Raw genomic sequence first — 22,363 nt, forward strand, 5'->3', positions numbered from 1 at the left:
GCGTGGATGTTCGCCGAATGGGCAGCCAAGGGCAAGCCGTCGGTGCTCGGTATCGTGTCGGGCGCGGTCGCGGGTCTGGTGGCGATTACGCCAGCGTCGGGCTTCGTCGGCACGGTCGGGGCGCTCGTGATCGGTATCGTCGCGGGTGTGGTCTGCTTCTGGGCGGCCACGTGGCTCAAGCACAAGTTCGGGTACGACGATTCGCTCGACGCGTTCGGCGTGCACTGCATCGGCGGGATCATCGGTGCGCTGCTGACCGGCGTGTTCGCGGTCAAGGACATCAGCGGCTCGGACGGCAGCGTGATCCTGCAGGCGAAGGGCGTGCTGACGACGCTGATCTACAGCGGCGTGGTGAGCTTCGTGCTGCTGAAGATCATCGACCTGGTGATGGGCATCCGCGTGACCGAAGAGCAGGAGCGCGAAGGCCTCGACGTGAGCCTGCACGGCGAGAAAGTCGAATAACGGAGAACCTGTCCCGGTTCGGCCCGGGCTCCCGGGCCCGTCAGTAAGAAAAAATGGTTAAGCAAGCGCAGCAATTTCGCCCGCCTTCATGGCGGGCTTTTTTCTTGCTGATCGGGTTGCGAACGGCGATTTTCCGCGCCTATCATCGAGATAGGGAGAATGCATTCGAGTCTGCTTGCGAATGGAGAAACCGTCCCCAAATGGACAAAGCATTTGCTCTACAATCTTTTTTCTCCAGTCTGCGAGTGATCAATGGTTCCGCACCTAGTTACGGCGTTAAACGGCCCGCTGCTCGACCTCGAGCGGAAGATCCTCGACGCCACGCCCGCTATCGAACGCTGGTTCCGGCTCGAATGGCAGGAGCACACGCCACCGTTCTACTGTTCCGTCGATCTGCGTAACGCGGGCTTCAAGCTCGCGCCGGTCGACACCAATCTGTTTCCCGGCGCGTTCAACAATCTGTCGCAGGAAGTGCTGCCGCTCGCGGTGCAGGCCGCGATGGCCTCGATCGAAAAGATCTGCCCGGACGCGAAGAATCTGCTCGTTATTCCCGAGCGTCACACCCGCAACGCGTTCTACCTCGAAAACGTCGCCCGGCTTGCGTCGATCATGCGCCAGGCGGGTCTGAACGTACGCTTCGGCACGCTCGACGAAACCATCAACGGCCCGGTCACGATCGCGCTGTCGGACGGCCAGAAGCTGGTGCTCGAACCGCTCGAGCGCTCGCAGCGGCGCCTTGGTCTGAAGAACTTCGACCCGTGCTCGATCCTTCTGAACAACGATCTGTCCGGCGGTATTCCGCCCGTGCTCGAAAACCTGCACGAGCAGTACCTGCTGCCGCCGCTGCATGCGGGCTGGGCGGTGCGTCGCAAGTCGACGCATTTCTCGTGCTATGACGACGTCGCGAAGAAGTTCGCGAAGATGGTCGAGATCGATCCGTGGATGATCAATCCGTATTTCGCGCACGTCGAGGGCGTCGACTTCCAGCAGCGCACCGGCGAGGAAGCCCTTGCCGATGCGATCGACGGCGTGCTGAAGAAGATCGCGCGCAAGTATCGCGAGTACGGCATCTCCGAAAAACCGTATGTCGTGATCAAGTCCGATGCGGGCACCTACGGCATGGGCGTGATGACCGTGCACGACGCGTCGGAAGTCGCCGCGCTGACGAAGCGCGAACGCACGCGCATGGCCGCGACCAAAGACGGCCTCGAAGTGCACGACGTGATCGTGCAGGAAGGTGTCTACACGTTCGAGCGCATCGGCGAGGAGGTCGCCGAGCCGGTCGTCTACATGATCGACCGCTATGTGGTGGGCGGCTTCTATCGCGTGCACGGCAGCCGCGAGCGCGACCAGAACCTGAACGCGCCGGGCATGCACTTCGTGCCGCTCGGCTTCGAACACACGGCGCTGCCCGATGCGCACGCGAAGCCCGGCGCGGCGCCGCCGAACCGCTTCTATATGTATGGCGTCGTGGCGCGGCTCGGGTTGCTGGCCGCATCGGTCGAACTCGAAAAGACCGATCCTGAAGCGATCCAGGTCTAAGCCGCCTCGCGCGGCAGGATGGCGGCATGCGTGCCGCCATCGCCGTCTTCAAAGACTATATTGACGAACAATGTCACGCCCTTCAGGGCGCACCGGGACTTTCATGGACATTCTTTTCATCGCCGATCCGCTCAGCCATTTCAAGGTCTACAAAGACACGACCTACGCGATGATGGCCGAAGCGGCGCGGCGCGGCCACACGGTGTACACCTGCGGGCCGAAGCATCTGGCGTGGACGGGCGGCGATGTCGAGGCGAACGTGCAGCGCATTGCGATCGTCGGCGATACCACGGATCTGCATCGTGATGTCTGGTTTGCCGCCGATGCCGCCACGCCGCGCGCACTCGCGAGCTTCGGCGCGGTCGTGATGCGCAAGGACCCGCCGTTCGACATGGAATACGTGACGTCGACCTGGCTGCTCGAACTGGCCGAGCGTGGCGGCGCACGCATCTTCAACAAACCGCAGGCGATCCGCGATCATTCGGAGAAGCTCGCAATCGGCGAGTTCGCGCAGTTCGTCGCGCCGACGCTGGTCACTCGCGACCCGGCGCGTCTGCGCGCGTTCCACGAACAGCACGGCGACGTGATCCTGAAGCCGCTCGACGGCATGGGCGGCATGGGCGTATTCCGCGTGAAGGCGGACGGCATGAACCTCGGCTCGATCGTCGAAATGCTGAGCCACGACGGCGCGCGCTCGGTGATGGCGCAGAAATTCATCCCCGAGATCAAGGAAGGTGACAAGCGCATCCTGCTGATCGGCGGCGAAGCGGTGCCGTACTCGCTCGCGCGCATTCCTCAGGGTAATGAGGTGCGCGGCAATCTGGCGGCCGGCGGACTGGGCGTCGCGCGGCCGCTCAGCGAGCAGGATCGCAAGATCGCCGATACGCTCGCGCCGGTGCTGGCGGCGCGCGGCCTGCTGCTGGTCGGACTCGATGCGATCGGCGACTGGCTCACCGAAGTCAACGTCACGAGCCCGACGTGTTTCCGCGAGATCATGGACCAGACCGGCTTCGACGTCGCCGCGATGTTCGTCGACGCGCTGGAGCGCGCGGTCGGCTGACGCGTGGCGCTCGCGTGGCGCGCCGACGCAGCGGCCTTGATTGCCCGGCTGCACCCCCAATCTGTGTAGTAAATCCGCATCAGGCGTGGCCTCGGCATTGGCGCGAAAATGAGGCTGCTACAATGCCCGCTCTCCCGACGATGCATTCCCGCCCTCGCGACCCACGGCCGGTCCGGGGCGATGGCGAACCGGGCTCGAGTCCCGGTCCACGGTTTGGGGCCGTTCTTTTGCAGTAAGGCTGACATGGCAGGCATTCTGATCATTGCGCACGCTCCATTCGCCACCGCGTTGCGCGATTGCATTTCCCACATCTATGGCGGTTTGCCGGCGCGTATCGGCGTGATCGACGTGTCGCCGGATTGCGATCCTGCGCAGGTCGTCGCGTTCGCGAATTCGGAAGTCGTGCGGCTGAAGGAAGAGAACGGCGCGCTCGTGCTGACCGACATGTTCGGCGCGACGCCGGCCAACATCGCGGGCCGGCTCGCCACCGTGCCGGACGTGCGTGTGCTGTGCGGCGTCAATCTGCCGATGCTGGTGCGCGCGGTCTGCTATCGCGCGACGCCGCTCGACACGCTCGTCGACAAGGCGCTCGCCGGCGCGACCAAGGGCGTGCACGCGATCGGACCGGCGATGCCGACACCGGTCACGCCGTCAGCGTGCGCTGCCGAGTGCCTGCCGGCGCTGCCGCCTGACGCGGCGGCCGCCGACTGTGTTCCCGCTTTGCCGGCCGATGCCGATCTGACGCAAAAGACGGACGCGACCGGCCTGTAAGCCGGGCTGGTTCGCAGGCAAGCTTCGACGGATTCAAGCGGTTTCACAACGGTGCCGATCGCATTGAAGCCGCTTTGCAGTAACACTTTTCACCATTTCATTCACCCGCGCTTCGGACCATCACATGCTGCAACAGGAAACGACAATTGTGAACAAGCTGGGGCTGCACGCGCGCGCGTCGGCCAAGTTGACGCAACTCGCGGGCAACTACCAGGCGGAAATCTGGATGAGCCGCAATGGCCGTCGTATCAACGCGAAGAGCATCATGGGCGTGATGATGCTGGCCGCGGGCATCGGCAGTACCGTGCTGATCGAAACGGAAGGCACCGACGAACAGGACGCGATGGACGCGCTCTTGAAACTGATCGCCGATAAATTTGGCGAAGGTCAATAAAGCCGCGCGCTTTGCGTTCGACAAACCCGAAAATGCCGCGGCTCAGTCCGCGGTTTTTTTTCGGTGCGCCGACATCTGAATATCAGAAGAGGCGCGCTGTTAATCGACATTAAAGGGATCTAGAAGCGGCGCGAAAGCCATCGGGAAGAGTGCGTAAGACGACATGCGTTTTCAATGTTTAAACCATATGTTCTGCGCGACGTGTATAAAGCGAAGCTTCGCCGGGTACGAGGGCACCTCATTGCGATAATCCGTGCTGCGCTGCACACACCGCCGACACACTTCAAAAAGGCGCGGAATTTATAATGCCCAGTACAGTCTGAGAGCATTGCAGCGGTTTGCCGCGGCATTACACAACTAGAGGAGGTGCGCGTGTCATTCACGCTGCATGGAATTCCCGTGTCACGCGGTATCGCCATCGGGCGGGCCTATCTGATCGCCCCGGCAGCACTCGACGTAGACCACTATCTGATCGAACCGCCCCAGATCGAAGGGGAGGTCGGGCGTTTTCGCGCGGCTCAGCAACGCGTGCATGAAGAACTCAACGTATTGCGCGCCGATCTTGCCGCGGATGCCCCGAGCGAAATGGGCGCGTTCATCGACGTTCACACGATGATCCTGAACGACGTCATGCTCGTTCAGGAAACCATCGACCTGATCCGCACGCGCCGCTACAACGTGGAATGGGCGCTGACCGAACAGCTCGAAAGACTGTCGCGCCATTTCGACACTATCGAAGACGAATACCTGCGCGAGCGCAAGGCCGATATCGAGCAGGTCGTCGAGCGCGTGCTGAAGGCGCTCGCGGGCGCGCCGGGCATCGTCGGCAACGTGCATGGCGCGTGCGACGAGATGATCGTGGTCGCGCACGACATCGCGCCGGCCGACATGATGCAGTTCAAGACGCAGACGTTCCAGGGCTTCGTCACCGATCTGGGCGGGCGCACGTCGCACACCGCGATCGTCGCGCGCAGCCTCGGCATTCCGGCCGCGGTCGGCGTGCAGCATGCGAGCGCGCTGATCCGCCAGGACGATCTGATCATCGTCGATGGCGACCACGGCATCGTGATCGTCGATCCCGCGCCGATCGTGCTCGAGGAATACTCGTACCGGCAAAGCGAGAAGGAGCTCGAGCAGCGCAAGCTGCAACGGCTCAAGTTCTCGCCGACGCAAACGCTGTGCGGCACGCGCATCGAACTGTGCGCGAACATCGAGTTGCCGGACGACGCGCGCGCGGCGGTCGAATCGGGCGCGACCGGCGTGGGTCTGTTCCGCACCGAGTTTCTGTTCATGAATCACAAGCACCGGATGCCCGAAGAGGAGGCGCAGTTCAGCGCGTATCGTCGCGCGGTCGAACTGATGAACGGCTTGCCGGTCACGATCCGCACGATCGACGTCGGCGCCGACAAGCCGCTCGATTCGATGGGCGGCGACGGCTACGAGACCGCCGCGAATCCGGCGCTCGGTTTGCGCGCGATTCGCTGGAGCCTGTCCGAGCCGCAGATGTTCCTCACGCAGTTGCGCGCGATCCTGCGCGCGTCGGCGTTCGGCAGGGTGAAGATCCTGATCCCGATGCTCGCGCACGCGCAGGAAATCGACCAGACGCTCGATCTGATCCGCGAAGCGAAGCGTCAACTCGACGACGCGGGTATCGCTTACGATCCGAACGTGCAGGTGGGCGCGATGATCGAGATCCCGGCCGCCGCGATCGCGTTGCCGCTGTTTCTGAAGCGGCTCGATTTCCTGTCGATCGGCACCAACGATCTGATTCAGTACACGCTCGCGATCGATCGCGCGGACAACGCGGTCGCGCATCTGTACGACCCGCTGCATCCGGCCGTGCTGCATCTGATCGCGTTCACGCTGCGCGAGGCGAAGCGCGCGGGCGTGCCCGTGTCGGTGTGCGGTGAGATGGCGGGCGATCCGGCGTTGACGCGTCTGCTGCTCGGCATGGGTCTGACCGAGTTTTCGATGCATCCGAGCCAACTGCTCGAGGTCAAGCAGGAGGTGCTGCGCTCGCATCTGAAGACGCTCGAAAAGCCCGTTGCCGACGTGCTGGCTTCGTTCGAGCCGGAGGAGGTGCAAGCGGCGCTCAAGCGGGTCGCGCTGGTTTGAATCTGACGCGCATCGTCTTGCCTCGTTGAACGAAAAAACGCCGCACATGTGCGGCGTTCTGCTATTTCGGCGTCACGCGAACGGGCAGTGCGGAACCGCCTCAAGACCCGGGCGCGTGGCCGCACACCGGACAATCCGGCTGACGTCCGATGCGCATCGTGTTCCATTCCATCCGCAGCGAATCGAGCATCGTCAGGCGGCCCACGAGCGGCGTGCCGATTGCGCCGATCACCTTCAGCGCTTCGGCAGCCTGCATCGAACCGATGATGCCGACCGTCGGCGCGAACACGCCCATCGTCGAGCATGCGACTTCTTCGAACGGCTGGTCTTCGGGAAACACGCACGCGTAGCACGGCGACGCTTCATCGCGGAAATCGAAAGTGCTGATCTGGCCGTCGAAGCGCAGCGCCGCGCCCGACACGAGCGGCACGCGATGCTTGACGCACGCGCGGTTGATCGCGTGACGCGTCGCGAAGTTGTCGGTGCAATCGAGCACGACACTCGCGTGCGGCACCTCGCGGTCGAGCCACGCATCGTCGACGCGCTCGGCCACCGCGTTGACGACGACCTCGGGATTGATCCGCGCGAGCATGTCGCGCCCGGACTCGACCTTCCTACGTCCAACCGACGCGCTCACGTGCAGGATCTGTCGTTGTAGATTAGTCAGGTCGACGATATCGGCATCGACGAGCGTCAGACGGCCGACGCCCGCCGCCGCGAGATACAGCGCGGCTGGCGAACCGAGCCCGCCCGCGCCGACGATGATCGCGTGGGCGTCGATAAAACGCTGCTGCGCCTCGATGCCGATTTCATCGACGAGGATGTGGCGGGAGTAGCGAAGGAGTTGATCGTCATTCATGGCGGGGCGCGTGGGGTGTGTCGCTATGTCGCTGTGTCGCGCAAGGAGAGGCAGGCCGAGGGGCCGCGGCGCGCATTCGTGGCTGTTATTTTAATCGCGCGGGGAGGGTGGCGGTTGCGGCTTGCCGTGATGCGCCACCGGTTAGGCGGCGGCTTTTGCTGAAACTGTTGCGGCGTGTCTTCGCAGACTATCGTGCTGCGAAGACACGCGCGGGGTTCGCTGCCTGTCGGTCAGCTTACTTGCCAGCGGGAGCCGGTGCCGAAGCCGGCGCCGGTCCCGATGCGCCCGGCACCGGTTGCGTCGGCTTCACCGCGACCGGCGCGGAGGCCGACGTGCCCGGCTTGTTCTGCGCGAGACGGCGCTCCATCAGCGACTTCGATTCCTGAACCGGCTTGCCTTCGAGCTTGTCGACCGCCTGTTGCAGCATGAAGTCGTCGGCCGAACCGAACTCGACCGGCTTGCGTTCGCGCTCCTTCTGGCGCTGTTCCGGCGTCTTCTTGTCGTTCTGCTCTTCGAGTTGACGCAGTTGCTCCATGCGCTCCTGCTCGCGCTGCTCCGCTTCCTTCTTCTCGTTCGGGTCCTGCGTGTTCGCGAGGTGATTCGAGTAGTCGACTTCGCGGGTCACGAGCGCGTCGTCCGGATCGCCGTCCGCGTACTGATCGACCGGAATGTCGGGGCGGATGCCCTTGTTCTGGATCGAACGGCCGCTCGGCGTGTAGTAATACGCGGTGGTGAGGCGCAGTGCGGTGTCGGCCGTCAGGGGGCGCACGGTTTGCACCGAACCCTTGCCGAACGTGGTCTTGCCGAGAATCAGCGCGCGGTGCTGATCCTGCAGCGCGCCCGCGACGATTTCCGACGCCGACGCCGAATACGCGTTGGTCAGCACGATCATGGGCACGGTCTTGAAGATGGCCGGGACGTCCTTGAGCGGATCGCTGTCGAACGATTGCAGACGGTAGTTATCGTAGGTGTCGCGATAGATCTGCTTCGAATCCGGAATCTGGCCGTTGGTCGACACCACCACCGAATTCGGCGGCAGGAACGCGCCCGCGACGCCGACCGCGCTTTGCAGCAGACCGCCGCCGTTGTTGCGCAGGTCGAGGATGAGGCCCTTCAGGTTCGGCTCCTGGCGCGCGAGATCCTGCAGCTTGGCCGCGAGGTCAGGCGTGGTGCGTTCCTGGAAGCTCGTGATGCGCACGTACGCGAAGCCCGGCGCGACGATCTTGCCCTTCACCGACTGCACCTTGATGATCGCGCGCGTGACGGTGAGCGGGAACGTGCGGTCGTCGGTCTTGCGGAAGATGGTCAGCGTGACCTTGGTGCCCGGATCGCCGCGCATCTGCTTGACCGCCTGGTCGAGCGTCATGCCGCGCACGGGCTTGTCGTTGATGCGCGTGATCAGGTCGCCCGGACGGATGCCGGCGCGGAACGCGGGCGTGTCTTCGATTGGCGAAATTACCTTGATCAGGCCGTCTTCCGACGAAATTTCGATGCCGAGGCCCGCGAAGCGGCCCTTGGTCTGCTCCTGCAGCTCTTCGTAGTCGGTCTTGTCGAGGTACGACGAGTGCGGGTCGAGGCTGGACACCATGCCCTTGATCGCGGCGGTGAGCAGCTTCTTGTCGTCGACCGGTTCAACGTATTCGTGCTTGATCTGCCCGAACACTTCGGCGAAAAGCCTGAGCTGGTCTAGCGGCAGCGGGGCGACCGCAGCGCTAGCGGGTTGCTGGGCCGAGGCGGAGTATTGCAGGGTGGCAAAGACACCGGTAGCAAGGCCCGCGGCAATCAGGCCGAAATTTTTCAGGTTCTTTCGCATAGAGTCTGTTGCGGTCGGAAGCGCGTGGCAGCGTATATAAAGATTGGACGGACAAGTATAACTGCACACCCGCCTGCTCAGGGCGCGGTGCAGGCAATCGTGGTTCGACAGTACGGGAAGGTCCTGGTTCTTGCGACCCGAGCCGCGGATGGCGAGCCGTACGACATGGCACTCGGCGGGTCGGAACTGAGAGTTGCCGCGCAAGGCCAGCGGATGCGCTCGCCGCTACTGTGAACCCTGCAGCGGGCCTCTGAATCTGACCGCCGGGCGCAATACAGAATTTCTTGTCGGCCCGGTTGTCTGCGTGCGGCCCCGCGCGTTTTCGTGGCGTGGGCCGCGCCCGGAAATGCCGGATCAGCCCGCCTTGCCCTGGCTCGCGACCGCGGCTTGCGCCTTGGCGATCGCGTCCTGGTCGCCGAGATAGTAGTGCTTGATCGGCTTCAGGTTCTCGTCGAGTTCATAGACGAGCGGCACGCCGTTCGGGATGTTGAGGCCGACGATGTCGCTGTCCGAGATGTTGTCGAGATACTTGACCAGCGCGCGGATCGAGTTGCCGTGCGCGGCGATCAGGATGCTGCGCCCCGACTTGATGGCCGGCGCAATCGACTCGTTCCACAGCGGCAACACGCGCGCGACCGTGTCTTTCAGGCACTCGGTCAGCGGCAGTTGCTCGCGCGGCACCCTGGCGTAGCGCGGATCGGTGTACGGCGCGCGCTCGTCGGTGGGCTCGAGCGCGGGCGGCGGCGTGTCGTAGCTGCGGCGCCAGACCAGCACCTGCTCGTCGCCGAACTTCGCGGCGGTTTCGGCCTTGTTCAGACCCGACAGCGCGCCGTAGTGGCGTTCGTTCAGGCGCCACGAATGCACGACGGGCAGGTACATCAGATCCATCTGGTCCTGCACATGCCACAGCGTGCGGATCGCGCGCTTGAGCACCGACGTGTAGGCGATGTCGAACGTATAGCCCGATTCCCTGAGCAGCCCGCCCGCCTGCTGCGCCTCGAGGTTGCCCTGCTCGGTGAGGTCGACGTCGACCCAGCCGGTGAAGCGGTTTTCCTTGTTCCAAGTCGATTCGCCGTGGCGGATGAGAACGAGTTTGTACATGAGAGTTGCCGGTCGGTAGTGAGGAAGCGGTCTCGCTCTGTGCGGCGCCTCGGGCGGCGCATCGCCATCGCGTCGAACGGTTATTTTATAATGCTCGGGTTGACCTTTTCGATTTCTCTCTTTCCGGCGGATCTTCCGTGAAGTTTTTCACCGAATACACAAACCTTGTCCTGATCGCAATCGTCCTTATCTCTGGTGGGTTGCTGCTGTGGCCGACCATCAGTCGGCGTGGACGTGGCGGCCTGTCGGCCGCTGAAGCCACCCAACTGATCAACCGGCGCAACGCGGCGGTCATCGATCTGCGGCCGTCCGCCGATTACGCCAAGGGGCACCTGCCCTTGGCACGGCATTTCGAATTCGCAGAGTTGCAGGCGAAAGTCACGCAACTCGCGAAGAACAAGAGCAACCCGGTGCTGCTGGTGTGCCAGACCGGCCAGCAGTCGAACAAGGCCGCGCGTATCGTGCAGGAAGCGGGATACGCGGAAGTCCATGTTCTCGAGGGCGGCGTCGACGCCTGGCAGAAAGCCGGTATGCCGGTTGTGAAACAAGGAGCAGCCAAGTGAACAAAGTGATCATGTACAGCACCCAGGTGTGCCCGTATTGCCAGATGGCCGAACGTCTTTTAAAGTCGCGCGGCGTCGAGCACGTTGAGAAAGTACTGATCGACAAGGACCCGGGCCGTCGCGAGGAGATGATGACCCGGACCGGTCGTCGCACGGTGCCGCAGGTGTTCATCGGCGAGACGCATGTGGGCGGCTATGATGACCTTTCCGCGCTCGATCGCGCGGGCGGTCTGACGCCGCTGCTCGAAGCAGCCTGAGTTCGCGCGTTTCGCGCCGCGCGAACGGGCGGACCACTCGATAAGCCGGCGCACGCGCTCCTCGTGGAGCCGGCGAGCCGGCGCAATAATCTGGCGGCCCATGCGTGCATCGGCCGCCGCCACGCACACCTATCAGGAATCACCATCATGTCCGACGAGAATAACCAGCCGTTCTTCAACATCCAGCGCATCTATCTGAAGGACATGTCGCTCGAGCAGCCGAATTCGCCGGGTATCTTCCTCGAGCAGGAAATGCCGTCGGTCGAAGTCGAAGTCGACGTGAAGGCCGAGCGCCTCGCCGAATCCGTGTTCGAAATTCTCGTGACGGGCACGGTCACGGCCAAGGTGTCGGACAAGGTCGCGTTCCTGATCGAAGCGAAACAGGCCGGCATTTTTGACATTCGCAACATTCCTGCCGAGCAGATCGATCCGCTCGTCGGCATTGCCTGCCCGACCATCCTGTTCCCGTACCTGCGCTCGAACATCGCCGATGCGATCACCCGCGCCGGCTTCCCGCCGATCCACCTCGCCGAGATCAACTTCCAGGCGCTGTACGAGCAGCGTCTCGCCCAGATGAGCGCGGCCCAGCAGGACGGCGCGGCGCAAAAAGGCGTCACGCATTAAGGCGCCGCGCGCAGTGCCGGCTATGAAAGTCGCCGTTCTCGGCGCTGGCGCCTGGGGCACCGCCCTCGCCGGCCATCTGGCCTTAAGGCACCACACGGTGTTGTGGGCGCGCGAGTCCGCGCTCATCGCCGAGCTTTCCACTTCGCATGAAAACGCCCGCTATCTGGCGGGCGTCGCGTTGCCGCCCGCGCTTCGCTTTGAAGCGGATCTCGGCGTGGCGCTCGATCACGCGCTCGACGACGATGCGCTGTGCGTGGTCGCGACGCCCGTGGCTGGCCTGCGCGGCCTGTTGCGCGCGATGCGCGATGCGGGCAAGGTGCCCGCGCATATCGTGTGGCTGTGCAAGGGGTTCGAAGCGGATTCGCAGTTGTTGCCGCATCAGGCGGTCGCGGCGGAATTGCCCGAGCATGCGAGCAACGGCGTGTTGTCCGGACCGAGCTTCGCGCGCGAAGTCGGGCAGGGGCTGCCGGTTGCGTTGACGATCGCGAGCCCGTCGGCGGCGTGCCGCGAACGCACGGTCGCGGCGTTCCATCACGGCGCGATGCGCATCTATACCGGCGACGACGTCGTCGGCGTCGAAGTGGGCGGCGCGGTGAAAAACGTGCTCGCCATCGCCACGGGCATCGCCGATGGCCTCGGCCTCGGCCTCAATGCACGCGCGGCGCTGATCACCCGCGGCCTCGCCGAAATGTCGCGCCTTGGCGTGACGCTCGGTGGGCGCGCGGAAACCTTTACCGGGTTGACCGGCCTCGGTGATCTGATTCTGACTGCTACCGGCGATCTGTCGCGCAACCGCACCGTGGGCCTGCAACTCGCCACGGGCCGCACGCTCGACGACATCCTCGGCGGTCTCGGTCACGTGGCCGAAGGCGTGCGCTGCGCGCGGGCGGTACTCTCGATCGCACGGGCTCATGCAATCGAAATGCCGATCACGCAGGCGGTCTGCGCGGTGCTGTTCGACGGCGTGGCGCCGCGCGATGCGGTTAGCGCGCTCCTGCGGCGCGATTCGAAGGCGGAATAAAGCCTTCTCTATCAGCCGTTTAGCGGAAATTCGCGTTGAACGGCTGCCTCGCCTGGTGGTCTACTTCGGGTTGTCCACTTCGTGAGCGAGACTCGGGTCAGCGAGGTTCCCATGCCCACCTTCAATCTCATTCTTGGCACGTGCACGCTCGAAGCGCGCGTGGTCGATATCACGACGCTCGCCGTCGATGCGATCGTCAATGCCGCGAATACTTCGCTGCTCGGTGGCGGCGGTGTGGATGGCGCGATTCATCGCGCGGCCGGCAGGGAGTTGCTGCGCGAATGCGAAACGCTCGGCGGCTGCGTGACCGGCGACGCGAAAATCACCGCCGGCTATCGTCTGCCCGCGAAGCATGTTATTCACGCGGTCGGTCCAGTGTGGCGTGGCGGCGCGCATGGCGAGGCCGACCTGCTCGCATCGTGCTATCAGCGCTCACTCGAAGTCGCGCGCGAAACTCAGTGCACGAGCATCGCGTTTCCAGCGATCAGCTGCGGTATCTACCGTTTCCCCGCCGACGATGCGGTCAGCATCGCGGTCGCGACCGTACTCGACACGTTGCCGCGCACACCACACATGAAGCACGTGACGTTCGCGTGCTTCGACGACGCGATGTTCGCACGCTACGAGGCCGAGCTCGAACGCCGTCAGGCGCCGCCTTCGAAGCCGGCCTGACGCCACGCTTCGAACACCACGATCGCCACCGTATTCGACAGATTCAGACTGCGATTGCCGGGACGCATCGGCAGACGCACGCGCTGTTCGTTCGCAAAGCGCTCGAGCACCGTGCCGGGCAGGCCGCGCGTTTCGGCGCCGAACACGAACCAGTCGCCCGGTTGAAACGCGTGGTCGTGAAAGCGCCCCGAGCCGCGCGTCGTAAATGCGAACATGCGCGACGCGTCGGGCGTTTCTTTCGCGATGAACGCGTCCCAATCGGCATGCACGTTCATTTCCGCGTACTCGTGATAGTCGAGGCCGGCGCGCCGCATCTTGGTGTCGTCGAGAGGGAAGCCGAGCGGCTCGATCAGGTGCAGCCGGGCGCCGGTGTTCGCGCACAGGCGAATCACGTTGCCGGTGTTGGGCGGAATTTCGGGTTCTACGAGAACGACGTTGAACATAAGAAGACCACGTAAAAGCTAGTTTTTCGGAGTGCGCAGCGCGACGAAGTTCGTAACCCGCCGCGCGCCGGCGGCCTTCAGCGTATGCGCGAGCGCTTCGAGCGTCGCGCCGCTCGTCATCACATCGTCGACGATGCCGACGTGCAGGCCGCGCACTGGGCGCGCGACGCGAAACGCGCGGCCGACGTTCTGCCGGCGCGCATCGAGATCGAGGCGCGATTGCGGCGCGGTGTCGAGCGTTCGTTCGAGCAGCGTGGGGTCGCCGCGCACGCCGAGCGCCCGGGCGAGCGGCCGCGCGATCTGCCAGGCCTGGTTGTAGCCGCGCTCGACCAGACGGCGACCGGCGAGCGGCACTGGCGCGATCACGTCGGGCCGCTCGGCCGCGTCGTGCCAATCGGCTTCAGCGAGCCGCGCGAGGCGTTGCGCGAAGTCTCGCGCGAGCATCAGCCGGGCGCGGAACTTCAGGCCGACCGCGAGTGTATCGAGCGGCGCGCGATAGTCGGCGAGCGCGAAGCTCGCGTCGAACGGCGGCGGCTCGGCCACGCAATCCGCGCAGTGATACCGCGCCTGAGCGACCCAGCGTGACGCCGGCAACGGTACCGCGCAAACGGTGCAGCGCAGCCGGCTCTCGTTCCAGTAGGCCGCGTCGCAACCGTCGCACAACGCCTTATGCGACAAATTGCCGCACAACGCGCACAGGTTCGGCAGCGCGGCGTTCAAGGCCCGCGGCCATGCCGAATGCAGACCGCGCGCAAAACGCGCCACCTGATTTCGACACGACGAAGAAAATGACTGGAATCGCACGAGTGAGCGCCGGTGAAAGCCGTTCTCGCTGAATGGAGGGGAACGACCGAGTATACTTCGAACTCACGCCAGCACGACACACATGTCCCCAACATCCGCTCAATCTGGCCGTCCGGCCTACGATTCACGGCGCCTCAGGCGTATTTTCGACCGTCGCGCTGCCACCTTCGACGAGGTTGCGTTCCTGCCGCGAGAGATTGCGCAGCGCATGCGTGAGCGTCTCGATTACATCAAGGTGGCGCCCTCGAGCGTGCTCGACGCCGGTTGCGGCGCGGGCGAAGACCTCCCCGCATTGCGCGAACGCTTTCCCGAGGCGCCGGTGTTCGGCGCTGATCTGTCGCACGGCATGCTCCGCCGCGCGCTGCGTCACGATGCCGGCGACACCAGTTGGCGGCGCTTTCTTCCCGCCTCGCTCGGCAAGGCGCTCGGCGCGCGTGGCCCGCGCTTCGCGCAAACCGATTTCTCCGCGCTGCCGTTCACGTCCGGCGCATTCGAATTCATCTGGTCCAACCTCGCGCTGCACTGGCACTCGCGGCCCGATCTGGTCTTTCCCGAATGGCAGCGCGTGCTGAAGGTCAACGGCCTGCTAATGTTCAGCACGCTCGGCCCCGATACGCTGAAGGAGTTGCGCGGTGCCTACGCCGAGATCGAGGCCGCGCACGGCGTCGCGTCTCGCAAGCATGTGATCGACTTCGTCGACATGCACGACCTCGGCGACATGCTCGTCGAGGCGGGCTTCGAGATTCCGGTGATGGACCAGGAGACGCTGACGATCACCTATAAGTCGCCCGAGTCGCTGCTCGCGGACGTGCGTCGCTGGGGCGCGTACCCGTTCGAGCGCGATGCGCATGACGGCGTGCTCACGCGTCGGTTGCACAAAGCCCTGCTCGCCGCGCTCGAAGCGCGCCGGCGCGCCGACGGCACGATCGCGCTGACCTTCGAGGTGATCTACGGCCACGCATGGAAAGCCGTGCCGCGCACCACGGCGGAAGGACATGGCATCGTGCGGCTCGAGGACATCGGACGAGGTCCGGGCAAGCGTGGGTAGCAGATTGCGGTGCTGTCATCAACTGCTTGCCGACGGTGCGGTTGACGTGTTGCAAAAGCGGTAAAGAGGACATCCGTTATGCCTGGGATTTGCCCTTCAAAAGAGCCGCAAAATGCTGGGCAAAATGGCGCGAAGGCTTGTCGCGCCTGGCTTGTGGGCCGATTGGGGCTTGCTTGTCGATGCTATGGATCACGCCTATAATGCGTCAGTTTGTCACCCGAAGTTCCCACATTTGGGGTGGCAAGCCGCGAGGCGCGGGGCTGCAAAATGAAGTGATGCGGTAGGGGTTGGCGCGCTCGCGAGTGATGCTGGAAACAGTGACTCGAACGGCGGCCGCGAGATGCATCCGGAAGTAAAAGAAGGCAGGCCGGACTCGACGATTCGCAGGAGGCAGCGATGGGCGCATCAGATCATCTGCTGGCGGATTCAGAACCGGTCCTCAGGGACTGGACCATGAAGCGCAACTGTTCGATATCGCCGCGGCAGTTCGTCTGTCTGTACGTGTCGCTTGCGTTGTTTTCGTTGGCAATTGCATTCATGCTGGTTCTGGTCGGCGCCTGGCTGGTGTTGCCGTTCACCGGAATCGAATTGCTGGCCGTAGGTATCGCGTTTGCAATATATGCGCGTCATGCTGTCGATTACGAGCGCATCCGGTTGTTTCCGAACCGGCTCATGATCGAGCAGGTCAGCGCCGAGCAGATTACGCAATTCGAATTCAATCCGCGCTGGGTGCGGATAGAGCCGGGCGCAACGCCGCGCGATCAGATCAAGCTGATCTCGCGCGGGCAGACGATCATGATCGGGCAACACCTCGCGCAGAATCGGCGCGCGCAGTTCGCAGGCGAACTACGTATGTGGCTGGCACGTTGTTAGATGGTGCCGGACGCGCGGCGTTCAAGGGGGCGCGACACGCTGCCAGCGGGGTCGAGGGGTTTGAATGGAAAATTTGGGTAAGGAAGCTATGAAAACAATCAAGCGAGCGCTCATGAGCGTGCTGGCGACGAGCGGACTGCTTTTCGCCGGTGCCGCCCTGGCAGTGGGCGATGCTCCGGGCGGCCCTGCCGTCAACGCGATCAATCTCCAGCCGCCTGCAACGAGAATCGCTGAGGAGCTGTTCAGCCTCCACATGTTCATGCTGGGACTGTGCACCGTGATCTTCATCGGTGTGTTCGGCGTGATGTTCTATTCGATCTTCGCGCACCGCAAATCGAAAGGCCACAACGCAGCCAATTTCCACGAAAGCACCACCGTCGAAATCATCTGGACAATCGTGCCGTTCGTCATCGTCGTGCTGATGGCGCTGCCCGCCACCAAGGCCGTCGTCGCGATGAAGGACACCTCGAACGCCGACCTCACGATCAAGGTCACCGGCTACCAGTGGAAGTGGGGCTACGACTACGTGAAGGGTCCGGGCGAGGGCATCGGCTTCCTGTCCACGCTCGCCACGCCGCGCGCGCAAACCGATGGCCGCGAGCCGATCTCCACGCTGTATCTGCAGGAAGTCGACAACCCGCTCGTGGTGCCGGTCGACAAGAAAATCCGCATCATCACCACCGCGAACGACGTGGTCCACTCCTGGTACGTGCCGGCCTTCGGCGTGAAGCAGGACGCGATTCCCGGCTTCGTGCGCGACACGTGGTTCAAGGCCAACCGCACCGGTACGTTCCGCGGCTTCTGTACCGAACTGTGCGGCAAGGAACACGCGTTCATGCCGGTCGTCGTCGAGGTGCTGTCGGCTGACGACTACGCGAAGTGGGTCGACGAGGAGAAGAAGAAAATGGCCGCCGGCCAGGACGATCCGAACAAGACCTACACGATGGCCGAGCTGATGGAACGCGGCGGCAAGGTCTACGCGGCGAACTGCGCGGTCTGCCACCAGCCGACCGGCAAGGGCGCGGGCGCATTCCCGGCGCTCGACGGCAGCAAGATCGCCAACGGTCCGATCGGGCAGCACGTGAGCCTCGTGTTGAAGGGCAAGAACGCGATGCCTTCGTGGGCGCCGACGCTGGACGACGTCGAAATCGCCGCGGTGATCACGTACGAACGTAACTCGTGGGGCAACCATACGGGCGACATCCTGCAGCCGAAGCAGGTCGCCGACGCGCGCAACGGCAAGCTGCCGGAAGGCGGCGATCATCTGGCCAACGCCGGTGCTGCCGCGAGCGGCGCCGTTGCGGCATCGGGCGCGCAAGCAGCGTCGGGCGCAGAAGCGGCGTCCGCACCGGCCGCATCGGGCAACGAGGCTGGCGCGGCGGCTTCGAACAGCGCAGAGGCCGCGCTGCCGGCGAGCATCTACTTCGAGACCGGCAAGAGCACGCTGCCGGCCGACGCGAAAGCGGCGGTCGACGCGGCCGCGGCCTACGCGAAGGCGCATCCGGACGCGAAATTCACGCTGTCGGGCTTCACCGACGCAACCGGCTCCGCCGACGTCAACGCGAAGCTCGCGAAGAGTCGTGCCGAAGCCGTTCGCGACGCGCTGAAAGCAGCCGGCATTGCCGACGATCATATTATTTTGAAGAAGCCGGAAACGATCACCGGCGGCACCGACGCGAAGGAAGCCCGGCGCGTTCAGATCAGCCCGGCAGCCTGACGTGTTCATGGTCAGCACCGCAGAATTCGCTTTAGGAGATTGTCATGTCTAGCATCGGACACGATGTAGTCGCGGGCCACGAGCACGTGCACGGCGACCATGCCCACGAAACGCCGCACGGCTGGCGTCGTTGGCTGTTCGCAACCAACCACAAGGACATCGGTACGCTGTATCTGATCTTCTCGTTCACCATGTTCCTGTCCGGGGGCGTGATGGCGCTGATGATCCGTGCCGAACTGTTCGAGCCGGGTCTGCAGATCATGCGTCCCGAGTTCTTCAACCAGTTGACCACCATGCACGGGCTGATCATGGTGTTCGGCGCGATCATGCCGGCGTTCGTCGGCTTCGCGAACTGGATGGTGCCGCTGCAGATCGGCGCATCGGACATGGCTTTCGCGCGGATGAACAACTTCAGCTTCTGGCTGCTGCCGGTCGCCGCCGTGCTGCTGGTCGGCTCGTTCTTCGCACCGGGCGGCGCGACCGCCGCGGGCTGGACGCTGTACACGCCGCTCTCCACGCAGATGGGCCCGGGCATGGACTTCGCGATTTTCGCGCTCCACCTGATGGGTGCGTCGTCGATCATGGGCGGTATCAACATCGTCGTGACGATCCTGAACTTGCGCGCACCCGGCCTCACGCTGATGAAGATGCCGATGTTCGTCTGGACCTGGCTGATCACCGCGTACCTGCTGATCGCCGTGATGCCAGTTCTGGCGGGCGCGATCACGATGGTGCTGTTCGACCGTCACTTCGGCACGTCGTTCTTCAATGCGGCAGGCGGCGGCGACCCGGTCATGTACCAGCACATCTTCTGGTTCTTCGGGCACCCCGAGGTGTACATCATGATCTTGCCTGCGTTCGGGATCGTCTCGCAGGTGATCCCGGCGTTCTCGCGCAAGCCGCTGTTCGGCTATAGCTCGATGGTGTACGCAACGGCATCGATCGCGATCCTGTCGTTCATGGTGTGGGCGCACCACATGTTCGCGACCGGCATGCCGGTCACGGGCCAGCTGTTCTTCATGTACGCGACGATGCTGATCGCGGTGCCGACCGGCGTGAAGGTGTTCAACTGGGTCGCGACGATGTGGCGCGGTTCGCTGTCGTTCGAAACGCCGATGCTGTTCGCGGTCGGCTTCCTGATCGTGTTCACGTTCGGTGGCCTGTCGGGTCTGATGCTCGCCATGGCGCCGCTCGACATCCAGTATCACGGCACTTATTTCGTGGTCGCGCACTTCCACTACGTGCTGGTGGCGGGGTCGCTGTTCGCGCTGTTCGCCGGCTGGTACTACTGGTCGCCGAAGTGGACCGGCTGGATGTACAACGAAACGCGCGGCAAGATCCACTTCTGGGCGTCGATGTTCTTCTTCAACCTCGCGTTCCTGCCGATGCACTTCGTCGGTCTCGCGGGCATGCCGCGTCGTTACGCCGATTACCCGGCGCAGTTCACCGACTGGAACCAGGTGATCTCGATCGGTGCGTTCGGTTTTGGTCTGTCACAGGTGTACTTCCTGTTCGCGGTGGCGCTGCCGGCCTACCGTGGCGGTGGCGAGCTCGTAGAAGCGGGCGACAAGCCGTGGGACGGCGCAACGGGCCTCGAGTGGACCGTACCGAGCCCGGCTCCGTTCCACACGTTCGAGCATCCGCCGACCGTCGAGTAAGCCTATCCCGGCGAGGTGCCGGGTTCCGGCGGCGCGACATGCCGCCACCGGACTCGGGCGCTTCGCGCGGCGGCCTCGCCAGTCAAGAACCGTACTCAGAAAGTCGAGCATGACGCGCAATCCACAGGAAAGACGTACGCCGGAGCAGATTCGCGCGAGCAACAGGCGGATAGGGTTGGTGATGTTCGCGATCGCCGCGGTGTTTTTCGCGAGCGCGATTCTGAAGCAGTGCTGGTTCAGCTAACGCCGCCTTCGCAGTCCGTAGGCAGGTTTGTTGAGGATTCAGATGTCGACGCAACCGCCGGCTGAGGCCGACCGCTCTTTCAACCGTTCGATGCTGATCAAGCTGTTCGTCGTCGCGTTGATGATGTTCGGTTTCGGTTTCGCGCTGGTGCCGATGTATCGCGCGATCTGCCAGATCACCGGCGTGAACAACCTCGTGCAGCGCGACGTTTCAGCGCGCGAGGCGAAGAATACGCAGGTCGACATGAGCCGCACGATTTCGATCGAATTCGATGCGAACGCGCGGGGCCTGTTGGGTTTCAAGCCGGAGCAGCGCAGTCTCGACGTGCATCCGGGCGAAGTAACGACGGTCATGTACGACGTCAGCAACGAGCAGTCGCGCACGATCCGTGCGCAGGCCATTCCGAGCTACGCGCCGAAGCAGGCGACCGAGTACTTCAGGAAGATCGAGTGTTTCTGCTTCACGCAGCAGACGTTGAACGCGAACGAGACGAAGCGGATGCCGGTGGTGTTCGTCGTCGACCCGAAGTTGCCGAAGGACGTGAAGACGATCACGCTGTCGTACACGTTTTTCGAGTTGAACACGCTGGCGGCGGCTAGCGCGGATGATGCGGCGCCGAAGGCGAATGCAGTGAACGATGCAGTGACCAGCGCGGCAGCCATTCCCGCGAAGCCGGCCTGAAGCAGATTTGACGGCGCGAGCCGCGGACGAACGAAGGAAGACCAAGCGACATGAACGATAACGGCGGCAGTCCGCGCAAGAGCAGTTTCGGTCAATCGTTGCGCGCGGTGTTCTGGTCGTTTTTCGGCGTGCGCAAGCGCCGCGATCTCGAGGCGGACGCGACGCAACTGAACCCGCTGCATGTGATCGTGGCGGCGCTGATCGGCGCGGCGGTTCTGATCGGGGTGCTGATTCTGGTCGTGCGCCTCGTGGTCGGTTGAGACAGTAGCAGGGCGCAGCACAGCAGAGAAGAGCCCACGAATTAGAGAGAAGCGGTGCGGTATCGACGCGCCGCCGAAGATACAGCCGGAGATTCCGGAACAACTGGACTGAAGTGGAGAATCAAGAATGAGCGGTCAAAACGAGAGCCCGTACTATTTCGTACCGCATCCGTCGCGGCATCCGATCAGCGCCGCTACGGGGTTGCTGGTCATGCTCGGATCGCTTGCGGCCTGGATCAACGACCATACCTGGGCGCCGCTTGGCGTGCTCATCGGTCTGCTGTGGCTGCTCTTTACGCTGTGGCATTGGTTCGGCGACGCGATCGCCGAGTCGGAAGGCGGCATGTACGGCAAGAACGTCGACCGGTCGTACCGCTGGAGCATGAGCTGGTTCATATTCTCCGAAGTGATGTTCTTCGGCGCATTCTTCGGCGCGCTGTTCTATGCCCGCGAAATCGCGCTGCATCAACTCGGCAGCCTCGACTACAAACTGATCTGGCCGGATTTCACGGCGGTGTGGCCGAACAACGGCCCGGCCGAACTCGTGGGCACCTACAAGTCGATGCAGCCGTGGCCGGTGCCGACCATCAACACGGCGCTGCTGCTGTCGTCGGGTGCGACGCTGACGGTGTCGCACCACGCGCTGCGCGACAACCATCGCAAGAAGGCGATTGCGTGGCTCGCGGCGACAATCGTGCTGGGCATGAGCTTCCTGTTCCTGCAGGGCTTCGAATACTTCCACGCGTACAACGAGCTGAACCTGACGCTGGCTTCGGGCATCTACGGTTCGACGTTCTTCCTGCTGACCGGCTTCCACGGCTTTCACGTGTTCCTCGGCGGCACGATGCTCTCCGTTGTGCTGGTGCGCCTGATTCGCGGCCACTTCACGCCGGAACATCACTTCGCGTTCGAAGGCGCGGCCTGGTACTGGCACTTCGTCGACGTTGTGTGGCTCGGTCTGTACGTCGTCGTGTACTGGCTGTAATGCGGCCAGATCCGTGCGCGCAACGCCGTTCAGGCGGCGCGCACGAGCAGTATGCAAGGCTGAATGCAGCGCCGCCCTCGACCTCTCAGGGCGGCGTTTTGTTTGGCGGCGAGGAAAATTTGCCGCTGAGGGGGATGCGGCGGCGAGCTATCCGCGAGCGTCAGCGCCCGTACGGAATCCCGGTCGACTGAATCCAGCCCATCCAGTGTGCGAACAGGATGAACAGGAACAGCGAGATCGACAGGCCCACCCGCGTGGCGAGTGACCAGACCATCCGCTTGGTCTTGCCCTTGTCGTGCATCATGAAATACAGCGCCGACGCCATGCTGGCGATGATGAGAGCAAAGGCGATGGGAACGATAATGTGCATGGAACCAACTGAAACCGGAAAGCGCA

Annotated in this window: 24 protein-coding genes and 1 pseudogene; 19 read left to right on the plus strand and 6 right to left on the minus strand. The window is 63.7% G+C overall.

What is annotated here, in order from left to right; translation table 11 throughout:
- The 6 genes and pseudogenes from HWY30_RS22230 to ptsP form a co-directional block, all read left to right on the plus strand.
- Window positions 1-462 (plus strand): annotated as a pseudogene (locus tag HWY30_RS22230) (ammonium transporter); the annotation flags it as partial.
- Between the two features lie 252 nt (window positions 463-714).
- Complete coding sequence (gene gshA, locus HWY30_RS22235; RefSeq protein WP_090802854.1) at window positions 715-2,004, plus strand: glutamate--cysteine ligase; 1,290 nt, start codon at window positions 715-717, stop codon at window positions 2,002-2,004.
- Between the two features lie 103 nt (window positions 2,005-2,107).
- Window positions 2,108-3,064, plus strand: coding sequence for a glutathione synthase (gshB, locus tag HWY30_RS22240; RefSeq protein WP_090802856.1), 957 nt, complete (start codon window positions 2,108-2,110; stop codon window positions 3,062-3,064).
- Between the two features lie 243 nt (window positions 3,065-3,307).
- Window positions 3,308-3,835 carry a PTS sugar transporter subunit IIA gene (locus HWY30_RS22245; RefSeq protein WP_090802858.1) on the plus strand — a complete coding sequence of 176 codons (528 nt, stop codon included), beginning with the start codon at window positions 3,308-3,310 and terminating at the stop codon, window positions 3,833-3,835.
- A gap of 124 nt (window positions 3,836-3,959) precedes the next feature.
- Window positions 3,960-4,229 (plus strand): HPr family phosphocarrier protein, encoded by a 270-nt coding sequence (locus HWY30_RS22250; protein ID WP_018419292.1) that lies wholly within the window; start codon window positions 3,960-3,962, stop codon window positions 4,227-4,229.
- A gap of 372 nt (window positions 4,230-4,601) precedes the next feature.
- Window positions 4,602-6,344 (plus strand): phosphoenolpyruvate--protein phosphotransferase, encoded by a 1,743-nt coding sequence (gene ptsP / locus HWY30_RS22255; protein ID WP_090805570.1) that lies wholly within the window; start codon window positions 4,602-4,604, stop codon window positions 6,342-6,344.
- 100 nt (window positions 6,345-6,444) lie between these two features.
- On the opposite strand, the gene HWY30_RS22260 is transcribed toward ptsP, so the two are convergent.
- From HWY30_RS22260 to gpmA, 3 genes are all read right to left on the minus strand, one after another.
- Entirely contained in the window at window positions 6,445-7,203 is a 759-nt protein-coding gene (locus HWY30_RS22260) for a HesA/MoeB/ThiF family protein (protein ID WP_090802861.1), read from the minus strand.
- A gap of 235 nt (window positions 7,204-7,438) precedes the next feature.
- Complete coding sequence (locus HWY30_RS22265; protein ID WP_090802863.1) at window positions 7,439-9,016, minus strand: S41 family peptidase; 1,578 nt, start codon at window positions 9,014-9,016, stop codon at window positions 7,439-7,441.
- Window positions 9,017-9,370: 354 nt separating this feature from the next.
- Window positions 9,371-10,117 (minus strand): 2,3-diphosphoglycerate-dependent phosphoglycerate mutase, encoded by a 747-nt coding sequence (gpmA, locus tag HWY30_RS22270; protein WP_090802867.1) that lies wholly within the window; start codon window positions 10,115-10,117, stop codon window positions 9,371-9,373.
- Between the two features lie 137 nt (window positions 10,118-10,254).
- On the opposite strand from gpmA, the gene HWY30_RS22275 reads away from it, so the two are divergent.
- From HWY30_RS22275 to HWY30_RS22295, 5 genes are all read left to right on the plus strand, one after another.
- Entirely contained in the window at window positions 10,255-10,680 is a 426-nt protein-coding gene (locus tag HWY30_RS22275; protein WP_090802869.1) for a rhodanese-like domain-containing protein, read from the plus strand.
- Window positions 10,677-10,937 (plus strand): glutaredoxin 3, encoded by a 261-nt coding sequence (gene grxC, locus HWY30_RS22280; protein WP_090802871.1) that lies wholly within the window; start codon window positions 10,677-10,679, stop codon window positions 10,935-10,937. The genes HWY30_RS22275 and grxC overlap by 4 nt, the downstream gene beginning before the upstream one ends.
- Window positions 10,938-11,084: 147 nt before the next feature.
- Entirely contained in the window at window positions 11,085-11,561 is a 477-nt protein-coding gene (secB, locus tag HWY30_RS22285; protein WP_018419299.1) for a protein-export chaperone SecB, read from the plus strand.
- A 22-nt stretch (window positions 11,562-11,583) separates the two neighbouring features.
- The gene (locus HWY30_RS22290) at window positions 11,584-12,582 is read left to right on the plus strand and encodes an NAD(P)H-dependent glycerol-3-phosphate dehydrogenase (RefSeq protein ID WP_090802873.1); all 999 of its coding nucleotides are present in this window, start codon (window positions 11,584-11,586) and stop codon (window positions 12,580-12,582) included.
- A gap of 111 nt (window positions 12,583-12,693) precedes the next feature.
- Entirely contained in the window at window positions 12,694-13,254 is a 561-nt protein-coding gene (locus tag HWY30_RS22295; protein WP_090802875.1) for an O-acetyl-ADP-ribose deacetylase, read from the plus strand.
- Here HWY30_RS22295 and trmL read toward each other — a convergent pair.
- Entirely contained in the window at window positions 13,227-13,697 is a 471-nt protein-coding gene (gene trmL, locus HWY30_RS22300; protein ID WP_090802877.1) for a tRNA (uridine(34)/cytosine(34)/5-carboxymethylaminomethyluridine(34)-2'-O)-methyltransferase TrmL, read from the minus strand. The two genes, HWY30_RS22295 and trmL, sit on opposite strands and share 28 nt — an antisense overlap.
- Window positions 13,698-13,715: 18 nt before the next feature.
- Window positions 13,716-14,462 (minus strand): ComF family protein, encoded by a 747-nt coding sequence (locus HWY30_RS22305; RefSeq protein ID WP_425199395.1) that lies wholly within the window; start codon window positions 14,460-14,462, stop codon window positions 13,716-13,718.
- Window positions 14,463-14,583: 121 nt separating this feature from the next.
- Between HWY30_RS22305 and HWY30_RS22310 the strand changes: the two genes are divergently transcribed.
- The 8 genes from HWY30_RS22310 (at window position 14,584) to HWY30_RS22340 (ending at window position 21,967) form a co-directional block, all read left to right on the plus strand.
- Window positions 14,584-15,549, plus strand: a complete 966-nt coding sequence (locus HWY30_RS22310; RefSeq protein ID WP_090802880.1) for a methyltransferase domain-containing protein — start codon at window positions 14,584-14,586, stop codon at window positions 15,547-15,549.
- Between the two features lie 396 nt (window positions 15,550-15,945).
- Complete coding sequence (locus HWY30_RS22315; protein ID WP_090802881.1) at window positions 15,946-16,422, plus strand: DUF2244 domain-containing protein; 477 nt, start codon at window positions 15,946-15,948, stop codon at window positions 16,420-16,422.
- Between the two features lie 64 nt (window positions 16,423-16,486).
- Window positions 16,487-18,139 (plus strand): cytochrome c oxidase subunit II, encoded by a 1,653-nt coding sequence (gene coxB / locus HWY30_RS22320; RefSeq protein WP_090802883.1) that lies wholly within the window; start codon window positions 16,487-16,489, stop codon window positions 18,137-18,139.
- 44 nt (window positions 18,140-18,183) lie between these two features.
- Entirely contained in the window at window positions 18,184-19,797 is a 1,614-nt protein-coding gene (gene ctaD, locus HWY30_RS22325; RefSeq protein ID WP_090802884.1) for a cytochrome c oxidase subunit I, read from the plus strand.
- A 109-nt stretch (window positions 19,798-19,906) separates the two neighbouring features.
- The gene (locus HWY30_RS41765) at window positions 19,907-20,041 is read left to right on the plus strand and encodes a cytochrome oxidase small assembly protein (RefSeq protein ID WP_090802886.1); all 135 of its coding nucleotides are present in this window, start codon (window positions 19,907-19,909) and stop codon (window positions 20,039-20,041) included.
- Between the two features lie 42 nt (window positions 20,042-20,083).
- On the plus strand, window positions 20,084-20,722 hold the full coding sequence (locus HWY30_RS22330) for a cytochrome c oxidase assembly protein (RefSeq protein ID WP_090802888.1): 639 nt from the start codon (window positions 20,084-20,086) through the stop codon (window positions 20,720-20,722).
- A gap of 50 nt (window positions 20,723-20,772) precedes the next feature.
- Window positions 20,773-20,982, plus strand: coding sequence for a DUF2970 domain-containing protein (locus HWY30_RS22335; RefSeq protein WP_090802890.1), 210 nt, complete (start codon window positions 20,773-20,775; stop codon window positions 20,980-20,982).
- Window positions 20,983-21,109: 127 nt separating this feature from the next.
- Window positions 21,110-21,967: a cytochrome c oxidase subunit 3 gene (locus tag HWY30_RS22340; protein WP_090802891.1), complete on the plus strand. Its 858-nt coding sequence runs from the start codon at window positions 21,110-21,112 to the stop codon at window positions 21,965-21,967.
- 160 nt (window positions 21,968-22,127) lie between these two features.
- Here the strand turns inward: HWY30_RS22340 and HWY30_RS22345 are convergent, their stop codons facing one another.
- Window positions 22,128-22,337 (minus strand): twin transmembrane helix small protein, encoded by a 210-nt coding sequence (locus HWY30_RS22345; RefSeq protein ID WP_074300894.1) that lies wholly within the window; start codon window positions 22,335-22,337, stop codon window positions 22,128-22,130.
- Window positions 22,338-22,363: the final 26 nt, after the last annotated feature.

It is taken from the genome of Paraburkholderia tuberum STM678 (assembly GCF_902833905.1).
Taxonomy (GTDB): Bacteria; Pseudomonadota; Gammaproteobacteria; order Burkholderiales; family Burkholderiaceae; genus Paraburkholderia; species Paraburkholderia tuberum.

Bases quoted from the DNA above. Each gene is read 5' to 3' on its own strand.
- gshA (WP_090802854.1), top strand. From the start codon at position 715: ATGGTTCCGCACCTAGTTACGGCGTTAAACGGCCCGCTGCTCGACCTC.
- gshB (WP_090802856.1), top strand. From the start codon at position 2,108: ATGGACATTCTTTTCATCGCCGATCCGCTCAGCCATTTCAAGGTCTAC.
- HWY30_RS22245 (WP_090802858.1), top strand. From the start codon at position 3,308: ATGGCAGGCATTCTGATCATTGCGCACGCTCCATTCGCCACCGCGTTG.
- HWY30_RS22250 (WP_018419292.1), top strand. From the start codon at position 3,960: ATGCTGCAACAGGAAACGACAATTGTGAACAAGCTGGGGCTGCACGCG.
- HWY30_RS22260 (WP_090802861.1), bottom strand. From the start codon at position 7,203: ATGAATGACGATCAACTCCTTCGCTACTCCCGCCACATCCTCGTCGAT.
- HWY30_RS22265 (WP_090802863.1), bottom strand. From the start codon at position 9,016: ATGCGAAAGAACCTGAAAAATTTCGGCCTGATTGCCGCGGGCCTTGCT.
- gpmA (WP_090802867.1), bottom strand. From the start codon at position 10,117: ATGTACAAACTCGTTCTCATCCGCCACGGCGAATCGACTTGGAACAAG.
- secB (WP_018419299.1), top strand. From the start codon at position 11,085: ATGTCCGACGAGAATAACCAGCCGTTCTTCAACATCCAGCGCATCTAT.
- HWY30_RS22290 (WP_090802873.1), top strand. From the start codon at position 11,584: ATGAAAGTCGCCGTTCTCGGCGCTGGCGCCTGGGGCACCGCCCTCGCC.
- HWY30_RS22295 (WP_090802875.1), top strand. From the start codon at position 12,694: ATGCCCACCTTCAATCTCATTCTTGGCACGTGCACGCTCGAAGCGCGC.
- trmL (WP_090802877.1), bottom strand. From the start codon at position 13,697: ATGTTCAACGTCGTTCTCGTAGAACCCGAAATTCCGCCCAACACCGGC.
- HWY30_RS22310 (WP_090802880.1), top strand. From the start codon at position 14,584: ATGTCCCCAACATCCGCTCAATCTGGCCGTCCGGCCTACGATTCACGG.
- HWY30_RS22315 (WP_090802881.1), top strand. From the start codon at position 15,946: ATGGGCGCATCAGATCATCTGCTGGCGGATTCAGAACCGGTCCTCAGG.
- coxB (WP_090802883.1), top strand. From the start codon at position 16,487: ATGGAAAATTTGGGTAAGGAAGCTATGAAAACAATCAAGCGAGCGCTC.
- ctaD (WP_090802884.1), top strand. From the start codon at position 18,184: ATGTCTAGCATCGGACACGATGTAGTCGCGGGCCACGAGCACGTGCAC.
- HWY30_RS41765 (WP_090802886.1), top strand. From the start codon at position 19,907: ATGACGCGCAATCCACAGGAAAGACGTACGCCGGAGCAGATTCGCGCG.
- HWY30_RS22330 (WP_090802888.1), top strand. From the start codon at position 20,084: ATGTCGACGCAACCGCCGGCTGAGGCCGACCGCTCTTTCAACCGTTCG.
- HWY30_RS22335 (WP_090802890.1), top strand. From the start codon at position 20,773: ATGAACGATAACGGCGGCAGTCCGCGCAAGAGCAGTTTCGGTCAATCG.
- HWY30_RS22340 (WP_090802891.1), top strand. From the start codon at position 21,110: ATGAGCGGTCAAAACGAGAGCCCGTACTATTTCGTACCGCATCCGTCG.
- HWY30_RS22345 (WP_074300894.1), bottom strand. From the start codon at position 22,337: ATGCACATTATCGTTCCCATCGCCTTTGCTCTCATCATCGCCAGCATG.